This is a genomic window from Paenibacillus sp. PCH8 (assembly GCF_002968835.1).
Lineage (GTDB): Bacteria > Bacillota > Bacilli > Paenibacillales > Paenibacillaceae > Paenibacillus.
In genome coordinates this window covers 295271-318555 of record NZ_PKQK01000004.1, presented here as the reverse complement: position 1 = coordinate 318555, position 23285 = coordinate 295271, and the positions used below count along the sequence as shown (strand labels likewise).

The 23285-nt window shown below is 44.8% G+C and carries 12 protein-coding genes and 1 pseudogene; 3 read left to right on the top strand and 10 right to left on the bottom strand.

From position 1 onward, the window contains the following. Positions 1–119 precede the first annotated feature (119 nt). Complete coding sequence (locus C0Q44_RS22965) at positions 120–1097, top strand: alpha/beta hydrolase (protein WP_105409542.1); 978 nt, start codon at positions 120–122, stop codon at positions 1095–1097. Between the two features lie 210 nt (positions 1098–1307). Here the strand turns inward: C0Q44_RS22965 and C0Q44_RS22960 are convergent, their stop codons facing one another. From C0Q44_RS22960 to C0Q44_RS22945, 4 genes are all read right to left on the bottom strand, one after another. After that, entirely contained in the window at positions 1308–2789 is a 1482-nt protein-coding gene (locus C0Q44_RS22960; protein WP_105409744.1) for a DHA2 family efflux MFS transporter permease subunit, read from the bottom strand. A gap of 62 nt (positions 2790–2851) precedes the next feature. Then, entirely contained in the window at positions 2852–3439 is a 588-nt protein-coding gene (locus C0Q44_RS22955) for a TetR/AcrR family transcriptional regulator (protein WP_105409541.1), read from the bottom strand. A gap of 260 nt (positions 3440–3699) precedes the next feature. Continuing rightward, complete coding sequence (locus C0Q44_RS22950; protein ID WP_105409540.1) at positions 3700–6951, bottom strand: bifunctional cytochrome P450/NADPH--P450 reductase; 3252 nt, start codon at positions 6949–6951, stop codon at positions 3700–3702. 298 nt (positions 6952–7249) lie between these two features. Beyond that, complete coding sequence (locus C0Q44_RS22945; RefSeq protein WP_105409539.1) at positions 7250–8179, bottom strand: NAD(P)/FAD-dependent oxidoreductase; 930 nt, start codon at positions 8177–8179, stop codon at positions 7250–7252. Positions 8180–8576: 397 nt separating this feature from the next. On the opposite strand from C0Q44_RS22945, the gene cyoE reads away from it, so the two are divergent. Further along, positions 8577–9506 (top strand): heme o synthase, encoded by a 930-nt coding sequence (gene cyoE, locus C0Q44_RS22940; protein WP_105409538.1) that lies wholly within the window; start codon positions 8577–8579, stop codon positions 9504–9506. Positions 9507–9635: 129 nt separating this feature from the next. Here cyoE and C0Q44_RS22935 read toward each other — a convergent pair whose 3' ends face one another. From C0Q44_RS22935 to C0Q44_RS22925, 3 genes are all read right to left on the bottom strand, one after another. After that, on the bottom strand, positions 9636–11405 hold the full coding sequence (locus tag C0Q44_RS22935; RefSeq protein WP_105409537.1) for an ABC transporter ATP-binding protein: 1770 nt from the start codon (positions 11403–11405) through the stop codon (positions 9636–9638). Next, a complete protein-coding gene (locus C0Q44_RS22930; protein WP_258166511.1) occupies positions 11402–12457 on the bottom strand; it encodes an ABC transporter ATP-binding protein in 1056 nt (351 codons plus the stop codon). Before C0Q44_RS22930 ends, C0Q44_RS22935 begins: the two co-directional genes overlap by 4 nt. A gap of 769 nt (positions 12458–13226) precedes the next feature. Next, positions 13227–14462 carry an MDR family MFS transporter gene (locus C0Q44_RS22925; RefSeq protein ID WP_105409536.1) on the bottom strand — a complete coding sequence of 412 codons (1236 nt, stop codon included), beginning with the start codon at positions 14460–14462 and terminating at the stop codon, positions 13227–13229. Positions 14463–14789: 327 nt separating this feature from the next. On the opposite strand from C0Q44_RS22925, the gene C0Q44_RS22920 reads away from it, so the two are divergent. After that, positions 14790–16556, top strand: coding sequence for an ABC transporter substrate-binding protein (locus C0Q44_RS22920; protein ID WP_105409535.1), 1767 nt, complete (start codon positions 14790–14792; stop codon positions 16554–16556). Positions 16557–16687: 131 nt separating this feature from the next. Here the strand turns inward: C0Q44_RS22920 and C0Q44_RS22915 are convergent, their stop codons facing one another. From C0Q44_RS22915 to C0Q44_RS22905, 3 genes and pseudogenes are all read right to left on the bottom strand, one after another. Continuing rightward, positions 16688–19324, bottom strand: coding sequence for a PAS domain S-box protein (locus C0Q44_RS22915; RefSeq protein WP_105409534.1), 2637 nt, complete (start codon positions 19322–19324; stop codon positions 16688–16690). 208 nt (positions 19325–19532) lie between these two features. Beyond that, positions 19533–21914 (bottom strand): polyprenyl synthetase family protein, encoded by a 2382-nt coding sequence (locus C0Q44_RS22910; RefSeq protein ID WP_105409533.1) that lies wholly within the window; start codon positions 21912–21914, stop codon positions 19533–19535. A 186-nt stretch (positions 21915–22100) separates the two neighbouring features. After that, positions 22101–22897, bottom strand: a pseudogene (locus C0Q44_RS22905) (sulfite exporter TauE/SafE family protein). Between the last annotated feature and the right edge of the window lie 388 nt (positions 22898–23285).

Here is a 23285-nt window from a genome sequence, read left to right as displayed (position 1 = left end):
ACCCATTCCTGTATGTTCATAATACCATCAATTAAGCTAGAATTAAGACACTGTTTTCTCTCGTATAAGATTGGGCATATATAATAGAGAAAATACATCGAGAGAGTGTGTGAGAAAACATGAAGAAATGGCGCAAAAGATTAGTTAAATTTTTGATATTTGACCTCGCAATCGTTCTATTGCTACTGAGTACTGGCGTGATCTACCAACAAGTGGGTATAAGACAGGATGCCAAAATACTTGTCCCCCCTGGTAAGTTGTACAAGGTCCACGGTGATAACATGCATTTATACACCGGTGGAGAAGGTGATGTAACCGTAGTGCTTGCCTCCGGCTGGGGTACCGCTAATCCCTATGTGGATTATTATCCATTATATGAAAAGCTCGCTCCCAACACAAAATTTGCGGTATATGATCGCTTTGGATACGGATATAGTGATCAGACCGATAAGAAACGTGATGTCGATACGATAGCTGATGAATTACACGAGTTATTGGAGGTATCTGGACAAAAGCCACCTTACGTTCTGGTCGGTCATTCACTCGGCTCGCTGGAGACACTCCGCTTTGCACAAAAGTACCCAGAGCTCGTGAAAGGCATCGTCATGATTGATGGCGGAAGTCCCGAATATTATTCGAAGGACGATGATTCCTTGGCAGATACCATTGGTGGTTTTGCTAATAAATTCCGTATCCAGACCGGACTGTTCCGCTTGTCCATGCAGTCTGATCTTGTTGTCGATACATCCAATGCCAGTCGTAATGAACTGAAACTTGTGCCTGACGAACTGAAGAAATTGGATACCACTGCGTTGTTGCACAACTATGGTAATGAAAATACGATCGATGAATTACGTGAAATAGCGGCCAATGCCAAAGTCTTAGTAGCAAACAAGCAAACTCTGCCGTTCCCACTCACCATACTGACGGCTGATTACTTGGGAGCCAGTGAGCCCGAATGGGATAAGACCCAAGTTGAATTTAAGTCCTGGTCAAATGAGGCCAAGCAGGTAACGATTAAAGATACTGATCATTACGTCCACCAATATCGCCCTGACCTCGTTGCCAATGAAATCATGGCCTTGGTGAAGAAATAAAATTCCGTTGAACTAAGACAAGACCACTTGAATATGTTGAAAAAAGCCCCAAAGATAATCCGATATCTTTGGGGTTTTAGTATGCCATTTAATATGAACATATAAAATATTGCCGGAACATGAAGTATTTCTCTGAAACCAAAAAAAACGATGCGTCCCATCCTTCTGGGAACACATCGCTCTTATATGATATCCGGTTGTTGATGTTAATTAATGCGAAGGACCTTTTTGCCCTGCTGTGGAACCAACTTTGACCCGTTTCACGAAGAGTGAAGTGATCAGGCCGACAATTGCCAGAACCAAAGCAAAGACAAATGCATTCTGTACTCCTGACGTGAAACCTGCCAGTTGATTCTCCGGACTCTCCGGATTCGCTACCCCACTCAAAAAGCTGGACTGTCCTGCGCTTAGTATACTTACTGCAACGGCTGTACCAATCGCTCCAGATACCTGTTGCAACGTGTTCATGATCGCAGTACCGTGTGGATAATACTCCCGTGGCAACTGGTTCAGACCATTGGTCTGCGCAGGCATCATAATCATCGAAATACCGACCATCATGAATACATGCAACGTAATAATCGTACCCAGGGAAGTCGTCGCTTCAATGCTAGTGTACAAGAACAAGACAACCGCCACGACAGCCATCCCGATAATAACCAGCCATTTCGGACCAAACTTGTCGAATAAACGTCCCATGATTGGAGATAAAATTCCATTCAACAGACTGCCTGGTAGCAAGACCAATCCAGCAGTCAGTGCCGTAACAGCCATACCCTGTTGCAGATACATCGGCAAGATCAACATGGAGGATAGAATCATCATCATACAGATGAAGACCAGAATCAAACCGACTGTAAACATCGGATACTTGAACACCCGCAGATCCATCATCGGCTGTTTCATTCTCAACTGACGGATGCTGAACAACAACAAGGACAGCACACCAATAACCAGTGTGGCAACAACGATCGGACTTGTCCAGCCACCTCCGGTTTCACCGTGTCCACCTGCGCTACTGAAGCCGTATACGATACCACCAAATCCCAATGTAGAAAGAATGATGGATAACACATCAATTTTGGGCTTGGTCAATTTCGAAATATTCGGCAAGAACAGCAAGCCGCACACCAGTGAGATCAGGAAGAACGGTAAGGAAATCCAGAAGATCCAGTGCCAGCTGAGGTTAGCCAGAATCAGACCCGAGATACTCGGACCACTTGCTGGTGCAAACATGATAACCAGACCGATCAGTCCCATGGCCGCGCCACGTTTTTCAATCGGGAAAATAACCAATATGGTGTTAAACATTAGTGGCAACAACAGAGCTGTACCTATCGCCTGCAGTACCCGTGCCACCAACAGAATTTCGAAGCTAGGTGCAAGTGCAGCAACAAATGTTCCTGCAATCGAGAAAATCAAAGATGTGGTAAACAGCTGTCTTGTGGTAAACCATTGCAACAGCATACCGGACACCGGTACCAGAATTCCCAACACAAGCAGGTAACCTGTGGTTAACCATTGAATCGTTGTAGGTCCTACTTCAAGCAGACCCATAAGTGGTGTCAAAGCTACATTTAATGCCGTTTCTCCAAACAAGCCAATAAAGCCGCTCAGCAGCATCGCGAACAAAATCGGAAATACCTTGTATTGCTTAGTTTCTTCTTGATCCTGTGCAGAATCAGCCTTCATGGAAACCTCCACGATCCCATCCTCCTCAAACGTTTCAAACGTTCTCTTTCTCTTGGTATAAATTATTGAAGTTCCTTGGCATTCTTCACCACAACCGACAGATAATCAGCAGCCGTCAGCAGTGGCTGTTTATCCTGATTCGTCAGGCTGATAATCAGTGCGCCCTCCATCAAGGAAATGACCAGAAGCGATGTCTCTCGCGCCTTCACTTCACCAATGCCATCCAGAATCAGATGTTTCGTAATAACATCCTGCCAATCTGCAAATACACCCTGACAGGCAATGCGTAACTGTTGGCTAATACAGGATGTCTCCACGGCTGCCCAGAAGCTGAATGGCAGAAATCCGGTAAAGCCGGCTGCCTCCGTTTCATGAGCCATATCGTGTATAAATCGCTGAATGCCATCTCCCGTATTATCATGGGCTGCAAAGGTTTCTTCAAACTTCTGCAGGATATGTTCATTGGCTTTTTGGATACACTCGTGCGCGAGCTCTTCCTTGCCTTGCGGGAAATAATGATACAACGACCCTTTCGGCGTACTGCTCTCCTTGATGATCTGATTCAGACCGGTCGCATGATATCCTTGTGAAAAAAACAGTCTCGCTGCTGTGCTGACAATGGACTCTCTAGCATTAGACTTTTCACTCAATGGAGCCACTTCCTTCAGATAATTATAACAATCGGTCTATATAATTAAACCCGTTCAGATATGCACTGTCAATCATTTTTATATCGATTTTTAATGTAAACGTTAACAGTTAAGGAGGGAGAAAATAAATCAAGCGACTTCTCTTGATCAGATTACCAAAACAGCCGCTAATTTGGATACAAAGCTCCAGATTAAGCGGCTGTTTGTTAGTATGAGTATATTAAGGATTGTATAAAGTAGATATCGGAGTCATTTCCGTCTTAATGTACCTCCTGATGCACGGCTTTAGGAGATTCACTTGTTCGTTTACCTGCCCACACATCCTGCACGTAGCGTCCTTCGGCCTGAAGTTGTATGATCCAGTCTTTCGCTTGCTGCATCGTTGCTCCTTGCACCTCCTGATACGCTTGCCGCAAAGTCTCTTCCACCGCAGGAGCCATCTGACTTCCATCCCCGCATACGTAAATTTTCCCTTTGTTTATCAGCATGTGAAGCAACTGCTCGGCATCCTCTTTCATCAGATCCTGTACGTACGTTTTGGGTTTGCCTTCCGCACGAGAAAAAGCAGTGTGCAGCTTAACGATCCCTTCTCGGTCGTATTGTTGAAGCTCTTGACGATATATATAATCTGAATCATTCCTGCAACCGAAGAACAAATGCGCCTCACTCAGTGGCAAACCTCTCTGTTTCATGACAGCTCTTGCCTGGAGGAAACCCATGAACGGCGCAACACCCGTTCCCGGTCCCACCATGATCATCGGAACATCAGCCTCTTCCGAGAGATGAAATTCAGATTCAGGCGTGCGTACAAACATCAGAATACGTTCTCCAGACTGACAACCGGCGAGATACGATGATGCAACTCCCAGATACTCTCCCTTACCACTCCATGCAGGCTCTCTTACAACCGATACGGTTATACTTGCTTGCTCGGAATTCAGGCTTGGCGAGCTAGATATTGAATAATATCTGGGCTTGAGTGGAGGCAATAGTTCAAGGAACCTTTCAAAAGGCAGCTCACACGCCTCATACTTTTCTAACAGTTCCAGCATGGTGATTCGATTGGCAAGAATATAATCCCTGTAGCTATTTTCGTCCAACATACCTTCCAGTTCACGCTTATGAGGTGGGCATACCGTATGATTAGCTAACTCCTGCAACTGCGTTCTGGTAACAGCCATCTGCAATTCCACACAGTGAGTGAGCAACTCATGCACCTTGACGGGACGGTTCAGGGGAAGGTGCGTAAGGTGGCTGACGTCCGAAGTTAATTGGATCTGAACATTCCCACTTAGTCCGAACCGGCTGAGTATCCGATCCACGTTCCGCTTCTGATTATTAGGCAAAACACCGAGATGATCGCCTTCTCTATAATTCATACCTTCAGGCAGTAACACCTCGATGTGACGCGTGCTTCTCCCACTTCCCGGCTCCTGAAGCTCTTTATTCATCACAACCGTGGCATAGCTGGCGTCATAAGTTCGTGCAAGCGGCATATCCGCCTTTTCGCGGACAAACTTCATTTGAAGTTTGCTTGTACTTGGCACGGAAGGTTTGACCGCTTCCGCTTTGATTCCCAAAGCATTCAACACCTGAGGCCACAACATGTGCTGCCACGCTTCGACTTGCTTCTCCATGTCACCTCCGGCATCGGCTTCACCTCGGGATAACAGTCTTTTACCCCCTAATTCTTCAAGCTTCTCATCTATTAATCGTGGAATGCTCTGGTACGTGACGGACCAGCTCCGATCTCCACAGCCCAGAACGGCATAGTTCACAATCCGTGCTTCCTCTGATTCTGCTCCCTTCAACCAGTCTACAAATGCCGTAGCATTTTGTGGAGGTTTACCATTATACGACGCAGTGACGATGAGAACGACACCCTGACGGGGTAAACGGTCCATCCACTCATTCAGAGTGCCTGCTTCACTTGGGATTCCATACGAACGACCTTTCTCCACAAGCTCTCTGGCAATGCCTTCTGCTGTTCCCAGATTGGAACCATATAACACCAGGAGCGGTGGGTTACCATCTGCTTCAACGGCGAGGGTATCTCCCATTTGGTTGTAACTTTCTACACTTTTATGAACAACAGGAGCAGGTTTCTCTTCTGCATATACAGTAGCCTTATTCATCGTTTGCGAAGTCGTGCGCGCTTTCACCTGGATGCGGAAATCTCCCGGCTTCAACGTTAGCGTCTGTTTAACATTCAACTCATAGTTGCTATAATCGATCAGCTCAAAATGTTTGAGGACCATGCCGAGCACAAGTGTTGCTTCATACAGTGCAAACTGCATGCCGATACATGCTCGTTCCCCATTGCCAAATGGCTTATAGGCATGATGAGGCACCTTAGTCGTATCTTCGAATCGCTCTGGACGGAAAAGTTCCGCATCCTCTCCCCATGCCTCTCTGTCACGGTGAAGCTGGGGCAAAAGAATACTGCAACTTTCTCCTTTCTTCAAGGGATATTTGCCACCTATGACAGTGTCTTCTTTGGCGTATACATCGAATCCCGGAGCTGTTGGCCATAGGCGAAGTGATTCACTGAGAATCATACGAATATAAGGAAGCTGAAGAATTTCTTCGTATTGTGGTGAGTCACTGACCAATATCTGATCTACCTCGTCATACGCCTTTTGAAGAGATTCTGGATTTTTCAATAAAAAATAAAGGGCAAAAGATAACAAACCACTTGTCGTTTCATGTCCGGCAATGAGAAATGTAATAATCTGATAACGGATGTTCTCATCATCCAGGACTTCTCCAGTCTCCGGATCTTTACCATTCAACATACGTGCGAGCAAGTCGACCTCTCCGGGTGCTGAACTCGCTTTACGTTCCTCTATAATCTGATCTACCAGAGAGAACATCGTCTGAATATCCTCCTGGAACTGTCGTTTGGTTTTCACCATCAGCAGATTCTGAATTTTCAAACGTGAGCTCTTCTGCATCGCTTCATTCAGCGCCCGAACCATGCTTTCAATGAAGGGGCTGTGGTCCTGTCTGTAAAAGCTGTTAAAACGATAATTGAATCCACACAGTCCAATGGTATCCAACGTAAGGCGTGTCATATCGTCCGCAACATCAATCGTATCGTTGGAATTGAAGCGTGCCCACTTGTTGATCAACTGTTCGGCAATATCGACCATCATGGGATGATAGCCTTTCATGGCCTGCTTGCTGAAGGTGGGAAGCAGAATGTTATGGGCTTTTTTCCAGTTGGGCTCTGATGTTCTGCTTGTGAATAACCCATCCCCTCCAAAGGCACGTACGTTTTCGAGTTCATTGTATACAAATTTGTCAAAACGGGACACATCGCATAACTCAGCGACAAGATCTGGTCCAGATACGATTAAACCGGAATAACCGGGAACGGTAAGTCGATATATCGGTCCATGCTGTTCAGCCAGAACGCCTAACGATAACGTTGGTTTATCTTTATCAATCAAAGGCAAATTGCCAAGTGGGCCATACATTTTGGGCTGTGGAATGTAAGTTGCATCACTCATGATGATCACCTCTTATCTGTACGCCGTGGATTAAAGTATCCGTTAGCCATTTGATGGCTGTTCTGCTTTCATTCATAAGTGATCTCTCCTTTGATAATTGTATAATTGATAGTAATTTGTATCATTTGATATTACAATAAACCAAAATTAATTTAAAATCAAATTTTCTTCGACCTGAATTACTTTCATTCAACTGTTCAACGTTTAGATTGAATAACAACAAATAGAGGATTGCATATGCAATCCCCTAATGTATGAACCTAAGACGCTATAGTTCTATGACGCTTATTCATTTGGTCTAATGATGACTTGGCTCATCCCACTTCTCGAAATTCAATTCATTATTTATACTTACCGCAGACAATGCTCCCAGAGACGCAGCCGTGATTGCCTGATACAACTCGGATGCTGCATCTCCAGCACTGTACACACCTGATACGGACGTTTTGCCAAATTCATCCACGATAACCGTTCCTGATTCTGTAATATCACAACCGATGGCCTTAGGCAGTTCTGATCCGGTGAACAGTTTGGGTTGGAAGAAGATGCCTGTGCATGGAATCGCTGTACCGTCATTCAGTACAACTTGCTTTACCATTCCCTCTTCTGAGTCAATGGATTGAACGGGTGCATCGAATACAGGTACATTATGCTGCTTCAGCTCTTCACGCTGTTCATCGGTTAAGGAATCTGATCCATTCGTACAGATCGTATAACGATCTGTCCAGCCGGATATGACTTTTGCCATATGTAATGCCTTATCGCCATTAACGATGATGACAAGCGACTGGTCTTTTAATTCCCATCCATCACAATACGGACACACAAATGCACTTTTGCCGTACACCTCTGTTAATCCGTTAATATCCAAAGGCAGATCTTTCTTACCTACCGCAAACAAAATCTTTTTGGTGTGATAACTTGCTCCCAGGGCAGTCGTGACCCTAAAATCGCCATCGTAACCTGTTATCGCTGTTACCGTATCTGATGCAAAATGAACGGAAGGGTACGCTGCAATCTGATCCTTGGCTGCTTTGCGGAACTCACGCGGACTGGCCCCATCTCTCGTCAGAAACCCATGAGTTTCTTGCGTCACCCAATTACGTGGCTTCTCATCGTCAATAACCACTACATTCTTACGGGCCCTGCCAAGTACAAGCGCTGCATTAAGCCCCGCTGGTCCCCCTCCCACTATAAGTACATCCAGAAGTTGATTGTTATTATTCATTCTATTCATCCTTTCGAGATACTTAATATCTCTAATTTGTTTTTAAAAATAATCCCCGCCGTCTCTTTCTTCATGAAAGGTTTTTCGGAGATTCATAAGAATCTTTAAACAAGACTATTAAAGACATCTTATATCTACAATAAACAAATCAGCAACATTTTACAAGAGATATTTTCAATGCTCCTCTCGGATTTAACAGATTGTTAACAGATAACGATAGCAATTTCTCTCCTGTAACACAGAAATTACTTTTAAACAATTAAAAAGAACCTTGTTTTTAAATTGTTCACAATCAAATGACATTATTTTAAATACTAAAACGTTAATTAAATCACATCGTGCATTGAATGCTATAATAACGACATATTATATAAGTATAGATATAGGAAGTGAGTATTTGAAAACATTGAATAATGGTTCACAGACCAATATCAGCCTGGAATACAGTTCAATTCCGAAAGTTTTCTTCGATACGATCAAAATTGGAATCATCAAGTCCAACCTGATCGCCATGTTTGCCGGTTTAAGTTTGGCTTTATATGTATTTAATGCTTCAATATTAGCTAATATTGTACCGATTTTCCTTTCCTTTATCGGGTCTTCCCTCATTATCGGGGCTGCCGGGGTGTTTAACAATCTGTATGATCGTGATATTGATGCGATTATGGAACGCACGAAGACTCGTCCTACCGTTACCGGACGTGTAGATACCAAGTCAGGTCTAATCCTGGGTATCGCCATTACGATCATCGGGGGTATCATGCTGTATATCGCATCTCCCTCAGCTGCCGTATTTGGTATTCTGGGTCTGCTGCTCTACGTGTTCCCTTACACCATGTGGACCAAACGTACAACGATTTACAATACGGAAGTAGGAAGTCTTTCAGGTGCGGTTCCTCCGCTCATCGGCTGGGCAGCCATTTCTCCGGAACTCGGACATTTTGAGATCTGGGCATTAGTCGTTACCATGCTCCTGTGGCAGATGCCTCACTTCTATGGAATTGCGATTCGTCGCTTTGACGAATACAAAGCTGCTGGTGTTCCCATGCTACCTGTAGTTAAAGGGATCAGACGGACATACATCCAGACGAATGTGTATCTGGTGCTGTTATTGATCTCCAGCTTTTTATTCTGGCCGATGAGTCCATTGGTCGCTATTGTGGCATTTCTGGTTACTTTGGCTTGGCTCATTCTTAGTGTGGCAACCTTCGATCGGGAGCAAACCGAGAAATGGTCCAAACGGATGTTTATCTTCTCCATTAACCATATCACTATTATCTTCCTGGTTATCATTGCGTATTCTTTGATCGCTCAAATGATGAGATAAAAACTTTTCATCGTTCCACTCGTTATAACGACAAAAGCCTTACAGACTGTACTCTTTCAAAGAGTCGTCTGTAAGGCTTTTTTTCGTTTTACATTGTTGTTTATTGTCTTTCTTTTCTACATTCAACAGCTATCCGACTTTGGCAGGGGTTTGCTCTCCTTGCCACAACAGTTGCATCTCTTCATTGGTGGCAAGCAATTCAACCAAGCTTCCCTCCGCTTCAATGCGTCCATCTTTCATAACGATAATATGATCTGCTCTGGAAAGTGCTGCCCTACGGTGAGACACCGCAATACAGGTGACATCCGGTTCTTGGAACAATCCTTCCCATACTTGTTGTTCTGTCTCCACATCCAGTGCACTGGACAGATCGTCAAAGATAAACAGGTCCGCCTCCGTCATTAACATGCGTCCTGTAGCCGCACGTTGAATCTGACCGCCTGACAGCATCACCCCTCTGGGACCAACTGAGGTCTCAAGCCCCTGATCCAGATGCGAGATATCCTTTTCCATCACAGCCAGACGAATGGCTTTTTCAAGAGCTTGCTCGATGTTCCCCTGCTTGCCCTGTACTATATTTTCTTTCAGCGTATCGCTGAATAATCTAGGCACTTGTGGGGTATACGCTGCTCTAGGTGGCATCAGGAACGTGGCCGGATCAACGGCTTCTCCATTCCAGAGAATATCTCCATTCTGCTTGGGCAACAGTCCTAGAAGTGTTCGTACAAGTGTGGATTTGCCTGATCCGATCCGTCCCGTAATGACTAGAAATTGTCCACGTTTCAGACGGAAACTGATCTCTTGTATGCCATTTGTAGAATTCGGATATTGATACGTCAGATTATTCACCTCGAGAGATTGCAATTTCTCCTTGGGGTCTCTCGGTTCACTTACAAGCTCCGGTGGATCATCATACAGATAGATTTCTCTCGAATCCATGATCTGATCTTCTTCCCCTGGGCGAAATAGCTTACGCATACGATCATAGGATACTTTGAGCCTTTTGTGCTGAAACACCATATAACCGAATAATGAGATGCTAAATCCGATATTGGCCAGGTAACTGGTGAATAAGGCAAAATCACCGACCGTAAAGTTCCCTGCTTTCATCTCAGCGGCACACATCAGTAGAATCAATCCGGTACAGATACTTAGAACATGCTGATTCAATGATCTCATCCACTGCTTGAACAGATTGTCTCGAAGTGCAGCCTGGCGACGATCTTCATTCAACTGATTAAATCGCGTAGAGACATTCTCTTCGGCCTGACCCAGTTTCAGGGCTTGAACGGCTCCAAACGTCTCCGCAATAAAACTCGTAATTCGCCCAGTCGCTTCGCGATTAACTTGCGCATACTTCCGAGCACGATTCCCCGACAGATTGTTGAGCAAGGTCACGACCACCAATGGTAATACGGCGACCATGGTGATCTGCCAATTGATGTTCGCCATAATGATGATGGACACGACAGCAAATACGAGCCGTCCCCAGAAATCCACCCATGATTCTACATACTCCACGACTTCATCCACATCATCCCGAAAGCGACTCATCGCCTCCCCTGGTGAAGCCGGAAGATTACGCCCAGGCCAGCGCATGATCCCTGCGAGCATGTTGGTTCGCAAAATCGCCTGAACATGATACAGATACGTAACCCATGCATAGAAGGCTACAAAAAAGGTGCCCACCCTTGCCATTCGGACCAAAGCAATAAAGATGAGCGGCACAGCGAGCCACATATAGTCATTTGAACCCGCTGTCGTCCGATCAAAAAACCACTGCATCCCGATGCCAATAGCTAACGGCAAGGAATGAAATATACACCATAACAATCCATTGATTACAAACAAGAATGGCCTGAATCGAAACAAACGGCCTATAAATCCTGCTACAGTCATGCCAATTCCTCCTCTCGGCCTGTAATGAGCAGTCTGGCATAGTGCGATGCCGGGTTACTGGCAAGTTCTTCTCTCGCTCCAAATTCCAGTACCTTGCCATCCCCGAGCACCATAATCCGGTCTACTTTCTCCAGCGTAGCCAGTCGGTGAGCAATAATGACTCCGGTAGATTGTTTCATTAACTGGTCAATCGCAGATTGCAACATACCTTCTGTCGCAGCATCCAGACGCGACGAAGGCTCATCCAGAATAACCAGACTCGGTTCGGTCAAGAATACGCGGGTTAAGGCAAACAACTGTGCTTCCCCTGCCGACAATGAAGCTCCACCGGCTGCCAGATACGTATCGAGCCCTTGAGGCTGGGAATCAATCCATTGACTGAGTCCAAGTCGGTCTGTGGTCTCCTTAATCATGTGGTCTGAGACATCCGAATTGAACAGGGTCAGGTTGTCACGCAGTGTGCCATCAAACAGCTGCACATCCTGTGTTACCATGCCCACCCGACGATAGAGCGCTTGTAAAGAAAGCTCCGTAATATCTGTTCCACCTACACGGATCGTGCCGCGATCGAGATTATACAGGCGAAGGAGAACGCGACTGAGACTCGATTTGCCGCTACCGGTTCGCCCAATGATACCGAGACGTTCACCTGGTTTAATCGTAAAATTAATGTCCTGCAATACGGGTTTATCCGGGTTATAACTGAAGTGAACCTGGCTGAATTCCAGACCTAGCGGGCCTTGAGGCAATTGCTCCTCTTTCCCTTCTTCAATCTCACTTCGCATGGACAGCAGCTCTCTGGAGCGAAGCATACCGGATTTTGCTTTTTGGAACTCCTGCACCTGATCTCCAAGCATCTCAATGGGATCATTCAGCATCTGCGTGTATTGGTAGATCAGAAATAAAGTTCCGATACTGATTAGACCTTCCATATAGTAATGTACACCCAGCAAGAGCACTGCAGTGACTGCCAGAGCGAACAAAACTACCGTGGTATTCCAGGGAATAACCCGCAGCAGCCACGACATGGAGCTTTTCTCTGTTTTGGGCACAGGCCCCACCTCTTCATCGGTTTATTTATATAAAATGAACTAAAGAACATTACACTGTAACTACGATGACAGAATAACCTTTCGATCGCTGTTATCCCCAGATTTTTTTGATCCCTTTTCTATAAGGGAAAATCCGGTGATAAAGGCGAGCGCTAAGCTTCTTCATGTTATTTCTGTCCTCTCCGTTCTCGTGTAATTATTAAGTTCGTTTTATATAGTTGTTCTGTATTTTTGAATTCCGTTTCGACCACTAAGATGAGTCATACATAATTTCATTAAAATTCGCATTGACCATCCATGATTGATGTTTACAATGTGTATTGACCATTGTACATTCTCCTTCTTTTACATTCTGGTATTATAAAACAACGCTCCAAACGCTCCTTTCCATGTGAACAGATTGGTGGAATGCATGCAAAAAAGCCATAGATGAACTAATGTTCATCTACAGCTTATAATCATAAGATAGCTGGGGAAATATGCCAGGCATTCCCGAAACTCTCCTCTGCATCGCACTAATGATGAGCGTTCACGACAGGGGTGCACAAACATGACTGTCCCAACGCGATCATTTCAACAAAATTGGATTCGTGTCACTATGCTCATGCGTATTCAGTTATCGATTCAGAAACTGCTCTGCCATGAACATAACCATCATCCCACCCGTTTCACATATTTGTTGTTTATTGTATTCGCTTGTTCCACATCCGTCAAGATAATATTAACTGATTTGTTATTTAATTCATGTCATTAACCTTTAAAGTTTCCGCTATATACTCATTAATGAATGCTCTGTTTGCTTCTCTCTGGCGACAAGACGTCTATGTGCTATAAGAAGAAAAGGCACTCCTAGCGCAGTCATCAGCGCAATCGGTACAAAGACGGCAAGTCCATTCTCCGCTCCAAATTGACTTAACAGCAACCCTCCCATGACAGGAGCAATGACACTACCGATATTATTGAAACCGATGGTCCCGAAATACGTTCCCTTCCATTCCGGCTTCGCAATCCGATCAATGAGCATATCCATCATTGTGAACAGCAGCACTTCCCCAATGGTAAATAGTATGACACTCATCATCATCATGAGAACACCTTCGGCGAATCCGACCATCAACAAGCTGGTTGCGACCAGCAGGTTTCCCAGAATCAGAGGCACCAACGGTGGAACATTACGGAAGGTTCGCACCAGTGGATACTGAATAATCAGTACGGTCACCGCATTGAGGGAAAGCATGTACGAGAACATCTGGCTCCCATTCTCAAAGATCGGACTTCTCGCCAGATACTGTGCCAACGTTGAGCTGAAGTGCCCATAACCAAGCACACAAAATGTGGTACCAATCAACACCGGCAGAAATACCCTGTCGCGACCGGTGGTCATCAGTGCTTCTCTCAAACGTGGTGCGGTTGCCTGGTGACGCTCAGGCAGATTGGCATGCTGTAGCTTGAATTGCAGAAATAATACAAGTCCATATGCGATGTATACCATTCCGGAAATCACAAACGGGAACGTCGATTCAGATGATCCCAGCTGAAAGCCGATAATCGGCCCAAAGACCACACCAAGATTAATCGCAGCATATCGGAGGTTGAACACCAACAATTTGTTCTGTGGAGAAGTAATGTCGGATAGGAGCGCTCTTGAGGTGGGCTCAAATACAGCACGGCATAATCCGTTTAGCGTGTTGGCAACAAAGAACACCCATAGATGTTCCGCTGCCGAAAATATGAAAAACACACCTGCCCAGCTAAATACCGAGATTAACATCACAATCTTGCGGCCAATCCGGTCCGAGATATAACCTCCGTAGAAGCTAACCATTACACCTGCCAGCGAACTCACCGCAACGGTAATTCCGGTCTGTGTAGGGGTAGCCTCCAATACACGTGTCAGATAGATGGATAGAAATGGGATACTCATTGACGTCACAAGACGTCCAAACATGGTTCCGATAATGATCGTCCATGCCAAGGGGTGAATTTGCCTAAGATATTGCTTCATACGAACTTCTCCTATTCATTCTAAATGCTTCAAAGCGGACTTTTTGAACTACCTCTACTAATGCATGTTCAAAAAGTCCGGTTTTCAGTACCAAGAAGATGGGATGAAGCTAGAAATGGAGTAGCGGAGCGTAGGAAAACTACGTGAGCAACGGACATTTCGGCTGAATTCCATATTCGATGCTGATGATGTCGCTAGGCATCTTTCGTAATCAAAAGCGGACTTTTTGAACAACCTCTACTAATGTATAATTGTAAGGATAAAAGGGGGAAGTAAAAGTGTAAACATATGATCGCACTTTTCACCTTTATTGGAGGAGTCATGATAATGGATACCATACATACACACTTTATAAGACTCGCCGGGGCCGAAGAACTGTCTTTCAAGCTTCATGAACCTGTAGCCGTAACGATCGACAGCCTGTCCGCCGCCTTGTGCTGCACCCCTCGTAATGTCAAATTCATTCTGAGAAAACTCGAGGAACAAGGCTTCATTCACTGGCAACCCGGCCGTGGTCGGGGACACCATTCAGAGCTAACCATGCTGCGCAGTATGAATGAAGCACTGGAAGCTAGTTTTACGGATCTCCTGGGTAAAGGCAAAATGAAAGATGCCATTGAACTGATTGGAACCATTCAGATGGATAATACGTTGCGGGAACAGCTCATGTTCTCCCTCCATCAACAGATGGGGTTTCACAGCCAGAATGAAACGGCCTCTGGTCAGGATATCCTGCGTATCATGAGGTCACGCCGACTGGGCGATTTGGACCCCGCGTTCGTATATACTGCATTTGAAACCTATCTTCTGGGGCAGGTCTGTAATACTTTAATTACGTATGATGCCAAGACCGAATCCTTCCGACCCGCATTGGCCCATATGTGGGAATGCAGTGAGGATCATCGTATGTGGATCTTCTATCTCCGCAAAGGTATACGTTTCCACAATGGTCGAGTTATGACGTCACGGGATGTACAAGCTACGTTACAACGATTGATCGAAATGGATAGTCCGTCCATATGGTTGTATCGTGACATTGAACGTGCGGAAGTTGCTGGCGATTACTGCATCAAGTTTGTTCTACATCGTCCCAATCGCTTCTTCTTGCATCTATTCAGTTGCATTCGAATGACAATCCTGCCCTACGACTACAATGGAGCCCATACCTTGATGGGTACTGGTCCCTTTCAGATCACAGAGCAGAATGAAGATGTGCTGGAGCTTGCCGCTTTCGATGCATACTACGGCATCCGTCCGCATCTGGATCAAGTCCATTTCTGGTTCGTGCCCGACCTGAGTCCGAATGATCGCTACTATGAGCTACCGGGCACAGATCGATTGAGCCTGGCAACAGACTGTGATCACACCAACAGTATCAATTATCCGGCGCTGGGTTGTCAGTATATGCTGTTTAACTTTCGCAAGAAAGGCATCCATCATCACCTCCAATTTCGACAAGCACTGCGTATCGTCTATGATTCGGTTGCCCTTGTCAGAGATCTCGGCGGGAATCGGATCACACCAGCCTACAGCTTCCTGCCCTGGAGAAGTGCATCCCAGGACTGGAGCGCCACCTCTCTTGAACATGCTCGCGAATTACTGCATAGCTGTGGCTATCAAGGCGAACCAATAACATTATCCTATAAACAGAATAAGGATTCAGAAGTTGCGGAATGGCTCCAATGTCGTGCGCAGTCTATCGGTCTGAACATCAGCATGCAGGCTGTTGTGGATTATTTCAACACGGAGGAAACGACGAACGCGCAATTGATTTTGGCTGAAGAGATACTGGAGGAAGACTGGCAGTACGGTATGATTCATTTTTTCAAAAACGTGTCCAATCATTTTCATATATGCATGTCTCCTGCTTTCCAATCCCTATTGGATGACAAACTGGATCATTTCGCCCAGCTCTATCAGGCAGACCGTACGGCGCTTCTGGATGAAGCAGAAGCCTTACTGCGTGATCACTGCTGGATCTTGCATGGCTGTCACATGAACAAACAGGCTGAGCTGGATCAGAGCATCTTCGGTATGCAGACAGCGGAATTCGGTTATATGGACATCTCCCAACTGTGGATTAAGAATCCGTAAAGAGTTTTTTCCAAAAAACAAAAAACCGCTAACTTAATTACGTTAAGTTAGCGGCTCTATTGCCGATCAAGTGTTAACCATTCTAAAAGTCACATTTGAAGCTACTTTAGTCCACATGGTGTGTTTCCCGTTTACGCACGATTGATCTGTTTCTTCATATAATAGGTCTCCATCACCTGCATAATGGACTCGCTTTTAATCGGTTTGCTTACATACGCATCCATGCCTGCCTTCAAACATGCCTCCATGTCTCCTCTTACGGCATTTGCAGTTACCGCAATAATATATGGACATGTTTCTGGCTGCAAAGACTCTTTAATCGCTTTTGTTGCTTCGAATCCATCAAGCCTTGGCATATGCACATCCATAAAGATAATATCGTATGAATTGTGTTTGACCGCCTCGACCGCCTCAACACCGTCCATTACATGATCCACAACGTGTCCTTTTTTCTCGATCATCCTGCTAAGGACGAGCTGATTCACCTCATTGTCTTCTGCAATTAAAATCCGCAAGGCTGAAGTTTTGTTCTTTTTTTGCTGTTGATCTAACCTGTCACTCTCTTCACTATTGTTTAATTTAAAGCAGGCAGTAAATACAAATGTTGTCCCCGGGTCATTGCTTTCCTCGATCCAGATGTCTCCATCCATGAGCTCTACCAACTTCTTGCTAATGGCTAATCCCAAGCCGGTACCTTGAGGTTTGCGAGTCATAAAGTTCTCCAGTTGGTAGAAGGGTTCAAACAATTGTTGTTTCTGCTCAACCGGAATCCCAATCCCCGAATCCTTCACCTTAAAATAAAGCTCCACGTTATGATCGCACCGATCCTTAATCCCAACTTCAATCTCCACGCCGCCTTCTGCAGTGAATTTGACCGCATTGCCGATGATATTGGTAAGTACCTGTTTCAGACGATATGCATCACCATACACCGGAGTCGGTATGGCCTCATCTATGCACAAACGAATCTCCAGCTTCTTTTCGCGAGCCAGTGGCTTTACGATTTGCACGGTCTCCGTCACAATTTCTCCAAGATCAAAAGGATCATCAATCAGATCGGTTTTACCTGACTCGATTTTGGAGAAATCCAGAATATCATTAATAATCGCCAGCAAGGAATCTCCACTCTTCTGGATGATTTGGATATATTCCTTTTGTTCCCCGCTAAGTCCAGGCGTATCCAGGAGCAGATCCGTCATTCCAATTACACCGTTCATGGGGGTTCGTATTTCGTGGCTCATCATGGCTAAAAATTCGCTTTTGGCCTTGTTCATTCTCTCCGCTGTTTCTTTGGCCACAAGAAGCTTTTTCTGCTCGGTAATATCCTTCGCAATCAAGTAGAAGCCAACGTTAGTCTTGTTAATAATGATCGGAGCAAGCGTAGCCAACACTTCAGTCTCATGACCGTCAATGTGTTGAATGGTATTAATCTCTTTTTCCGCCATCCCATAATCGCTATTCAGGATAAGTCCTAGATTGCTTAATCCGATGAATCTACATATGCTTGTCCCGATCATATCAGCAACCGGGCAACCCGTCATTTTCATGGCTACAGGATTGGCATTAATAATATCCCCATCCATGTTGAACGAGATGATGGCATCATGATTGTATTTCTTGAGCGAAGTATAGCGTTCCACCGATTCCTGAAGTTTAAATTCAATACGTTTACGTTCGGTGATATCCTGCAAAGTTCCGTTCAACTGGATGGGCCGATAATCTTCATCAAAGGTCATTAATCCCCGTAGATGAAGATACTTATCACTGCCATCTAATGATATATGCCTGTATTCATAATCAAGGGGTTCCCCTTTTTTCAAACATTCAATTTTTTCTTTCAAAGATGCCACATCAGTAGAATTCATGGCTTGGAAAACCTCTTCAGCCCGGTAATATTTATTATTTCGGTCGAGTTCAAATATCTCAAATATCTGATCGGATATTGAAATGCTGTCGCCGATCATGTCCCACTCCCAACTGCCAATTATTGCAATGCGTTCAGCCTCTGCGCTGATATCTTCATGTTTCTTTCGCTCCGATATATCTCGTCCAATTGCAAGAATTAGCTGTTCGTGTTCCGGGTCTCCGATCATCTTGTATGTGGTTTCAAACCAAAGATACTGTCCATCCCTATGGCGGACTCTTATATTCAACAGATTACCTGTATTCAAGTTCATCCGCGAAATTCGATCCAGATCCTGTGGGTGGAAATAAGCGTTATTGTTTTTACCAACCACCTCTTTAGGCGTATAACCGAGCAGTTTGTCTATGGAGGGAGAGCAGAAGTGACATGTACCATCCAGAGAAGCGATATAGATGATTTCTTGTGCATTGTCAGAAATAAGCTTAAACATCTCTTCACTATGAAGCAGCTTTTGTTCAGACGATTTACGATCCGTAATGTCTACAGCGTGGCAAATAAAATAAAGAGGCTCACCGGTCTTTTCGTCCCGGGCCAATGAAATATGCAAAGAAACCCATAAAACATCACCATTTTTTTGAATGTAGCGCTTTTCGTATTTATATTCCTTCGATTTACCTGTAAACAACTCACTTTCATACATTAAATCCTGTGCAGAATCTTCGGGATGAGTGATATCCTGATAACTTAGAAGCATTAATTCTTCACTTGTATACCCAAGCATAGCGCAAAAAGCAGAATTCACTTTCATCCAAAGTCCCGTTGGCGCGATGAGTGCAATTCCAATAGGTGCTTGATTATAGATCTGTTCGAACAATTCGTGATGGTCGACCTTATGAACTTGCATCTTCAGCTCTCCTTTTGGAGTATTAATATATTAAAAGGTAAACACAGTATTTGCTTTATACCCATTACTACAATCGTTGAAACACGACTTCTTTAAGGATCTGTGACATTAAAGCAAAAAAGGCCAGAATCCAGAAGTATGGAATCCCCGACCTTGGTCGCTTATATATTATAAAACTGTGAAACTTTTGATTGGTAAGAAAAAACGGTCAGCGCTCGCGTCCAACGAGATAATCCAACAGATGTCTCAAAAAAGGAATTGGGTTTGGCATCTCTTGTAATGCATCTGTGGCAAGACAATAATGTTCCCACATCTCTTTCTTGGCACCTTCATCCCCAAGAATGGATACAAAGGTTGAATTATTGTTCCGCTCATCCTGACCAGAAGGTTTACCAAGAACAAGATGATCTCCCTCGAAATCCAGCAAGTCGTCCTTGATCTGAAAGGCGATCCCCGCATGATAAGCGAACTTCTTCAGTGTTGCCATCTCCGGTTCCTTCACTTGCGCCAGAATGGCTGGCATGACAAGCGCGGCTTCAAAGGCTATGCCTGTTTTGTAAAAACAGATCATGTTAAGCTGCTCCAGCGTCAACGATTTTCCTTTTGAGTTCAGATCCATTGCCTGGCCCATGCACATATCCTCTGCTTTTTCAGCCGAGTATTGAATCAGTGTAAGCACGGTTGCCGCATCAAATTGATTCAAAGCGGATTGTTCACCAATCGCCTTTTGGATGAGAAATAGACCGGTTAGTTCTGCTGTGGCGCTATTGTGTACCTGATGAAGCGTGGAACGCCCACGCCTTGTCGACGCATTATCCTGAGTTGGCAGATCATCAAAGATCAATGAAGCGGTGTGCATGTACTCCAGCGACCTTAATAGTGGAACGATGGACGATTCAGTTAGTCCATACTCACGCACACCCATAACCCAAGTCAGAATGGGGCGTAGCCTTTTGCCGTCTCCCTGCAAGCTGTAATTGGCTGCATCAATAAGCGTCTTTTTCATCTCCGGAAGTCCACCGGGTTTCGCAATCTGCAGCTCCACATTAATCTGTTCGCGAACGGTACGGATGGTCTGCAAGAAATCCTGTTTCTCCTGCTTGTCACTCTTCAGTTGAAGCACGACCTGATCCCGTAACAATTTGTCGAGGAAGTCGACATCATCCGCTTTGCGCACCATCTGTTGAATCAGTTGATTGAAGTCAGGCTGTCCAGAAGCAAAGATCGTCATCACTTCATCGTATTTCTCCTGACCCAGACGTTCCTTGCAACGCTTCAACCCGTTAATGGCACGATCCAGTATGACCTCGCGAGTCTTGGCGTCCGAGTTGTAGACCTCATGGATCAGATGCGAGATGACTGCCCAGTACAATTCATAAGGATTAATCAGATCGGGACGCAGATCACGGTATTTCAAATAGTACGTATACGGGGTCACTGCCCCTTCTTCCATATCGTCAAACATATCGGCAAAGTCATCAGCGAGCTGATTGTATATTCCGTAATAGAACGTGCGCAGATCGAATCCTTCATCCATCGGAGCGCTAAGTACTGATCGGACGATCAAGCGAGAGGAAGAAGATTTGATAATAATCGGAATATACAGTTCTTCATTCGTATAATGCGCGTTGGATAATTTCTTATTGCGATCGATCTCCTGAGACTGAAAGAACACATAGGATTGCTCCAAGAACGTACGTTGTGTCTCGGGGCGTTGGTAGTTCTTGATATACTCAAATGCTTCGCGAAGCTCGGAATGCACATATTCAATCACTTCAAGGTTACTGCCTTTCCAATCTCCCAGATCAGGTACGACACCCGTAAGAAGTGCATTTCGGATCATCAAGGAATATTGTTCTTTTTCCTGAACAGTCAGCGCCTGGGAATCCAGCAAGTCATCCACAAAAGGATACGTTAAGCCGTATGAATAACCGAGTCTGATCGCCGCATCGAATCTTCGAGCCCGTTCCTCCGGCGGTGTCTGCTCGTTCATCTCATCGTCCACATGAAGGACAACCCCGAGAATAATCTTGATAAGCTTCCGCTGCGCCTGCTCTGCATCCAGCTCCTTAGGGATGTTCGAGGCAACGTTCTTTAATTTGTTCATCACCCAGATGACTGCTGTTTCGATATGCTCCTTCTGACCCCATCGGTACAATGCAGCCGGACTGATGAAGTCAGGCTGTTGCTGCCGATCGCTGGCAGAGCGTACAAAGTACTTTTTGGTATCTTGAACTACGTGCTGAATTCGAGCCTGCGTCTTTGGAGAATCGAGCGCTTGACCCAAGTCCCTCATATATATATATGAGATACTCCGATCCAGGTAATCGTCCAGCTTGCCTGTAGCATTCAACCAATAGATATATTTATGAATATCCCGGGAATCCGGTTTTCTTTTGCCCGGTAATATATGAGAGAGCCATGCAAAACGATGAATATGTTTTTTTTGCCACACATGAATATCCTGTGTAAGTGCTGCCGTATACGTATGATCCATAAGTTGCTGATGAAGAGAAGTGAAATATTGAAATGCCTTCTGCTCAGCTAGCCGATATCCTGCATCAGCCTGTTCTGTAAGTACGTTATTCATAGGATGGATACCTCAACTTCTATTAATGTTAAACATGTATCCATAAGGAGTATGAGGTGCTCCATGGACGAAAACGGAACTCATTAGATGGTGCATCCAATGCAGTCTGCTCATGTTCATAACCTATATACGGCAATCGAACCGTTTGGTTACGAAATCGTCACTCTTGGTGTTAACGCACTGATTTTACAAAATGGATGACCAGACTTTGACTGCCGTAAAAGCAATAAGTACAATCAATGCATATCGAAGTATCCTCACATTGATCATTGAACTAACTTTTGAACCCAGGGATGCCCCAGCAAACTCCCAATCACTGTATAGATGATGGGTTCAATCGGAATGTCTCCACCCACAATTTTCCCTATAACTCCACCAATGGCGGAGATGAACACAATAGCTAGCGAAGAAGCAATCGTCGTGCGTACAGGGATCTTGAGGATCGTCAGCATGATAGGAATCAGGATAAAGGCCCCGCCCGCGCCCACAATTCCCGAAACGATGCCTACTGCCAAAGCAGTGCCTGCCGCAATCCATTGGTTAAACTCCAGGGGGGCTGCCGTCTCAAGCTTGCCTTTACCAGGAATCAGCATTAATACAATGGCGAAGATCGCCAGAATACCATAGATCAGATTAATAATGCTTCCATCCAGATAACCGGATATGAAACCGCCGATTAGACTGCCAGCAAGAATGCTGGAACCCATGTACAGCACTAAGCCCTTGTGGACGATAGCCCCACCATTTCTACCCGTTTTTACTTTTCTGCGGAATGCAATCACACCGGCAAATGAGGCAAAAAACACCTGAAACATACTGATTGATGATACCTGATGTGCTGAGAATGGCTCCAATCCCATTAAGGGTGGAACATATAACAGTAGCGGATAATTGATAATGGCCCCGCCAATACCCAACAACCCGGAGAAGAATGAACCGACCAGACCCAGTATGAACATGATGACAAAAAGCAGAAGATCCATCGGTTATGCGCTTCCTTTCGTGCAATTTAGATCTCATTCCGATACAAATCAAAAGCAGTATACACGGCGAATATTATCGGTTATAATGAAAACCAAGTAAATTAATCCGAAATGAGTGATTAAGCATGTTTAACGTGTTGAAGACTCTTTTTGAAAATAAATGTCCACAATGCAACGAAAAATTACAAGTGCATAGCGATTCGCTATGCTCGACAAAAACGTGTTCCCAATGTCAATACAAAGAAGAGAGCTATGGCTCTCTGGGTGTTCGAATTGTATATGACACCACAGAATGATAAACAGACCGTCTCGCTAATTGTATCATGATCTCTGAAATTTCGGGACGATTCGACATACTTATTTCCATCTCACATGCTACGATTACTTG

What these genes read in the sequence shown, in the direction of transcription:
- C0Q44_RS22950 (WP_105409540.1), bottom strand. Translation starts at nt 6,951, where the DNA reads ATGAGTGATGCAACTTACATTCCACAGCCCAAAATGTATGGCCCACTT.
- C0Q44_RS22960 (WP_105409744.1), bottom strand. Translation starts at nt 2,789, where the DNA reads ATGAAGGCTGATTCTGCACAGGATCAAGAAGAAACTAAGCAATACAAG.
- C0Q44_RS22915 (WP_105409534.1), bottom strand. Translation starts at nt 19,324, where the DNA reads ATGCAAGTTCATAAGGTCGACCATCACGAATTGTTCGAACAGATCTAT.
- C0Q44_RS22965 (WP_105409542.1), top strand. Translation starts at nt 120, where the DNA reads ATGAAGAAATGGCGCAAAAGATTAGTTAAATTTTTGATATTTGACCTC.
- C0Q44_RS22925 (WP_105409536.1), bottom strand. Translation starts at nt 14,462, where the DNA reads ATGAAGCAATATCTTAGGCAAATTCACCCCTTGGCATGGACGATCATT.
- C0Q44_RS22910 (WP_105409533.1), bottom strand. Translation starts at nt 21,914, where the DNA reads ATGAATAACGTACTTACAGAACAGGCTGATGCAGGATATCGGCTAGCT.
- C0Q44_RS22945 (WP_105409539.1), bottom strand. Translation starts at nt 8,179, where the DNA reads ATGAATAATAACAATCAACTTCTGGATGTACTTATAGTGGGAGGGGGA.
- C0Q44_RS22935 (WP_105409537.1), bottom strand. Translation starts at nt 11,405, where the DNA reads ATGACTGTAGCAGGATTTATAGGCCGTTTGTTTCGATTCAGGCCATTC.
- C0Q44_RS22920 (WP_105409535.1), top strand. Translation starts at nt 14,790, where the DNA reads ATGGATACCATACATACACACTTTATAAGACTCGCCGGGGCCGAAGAA.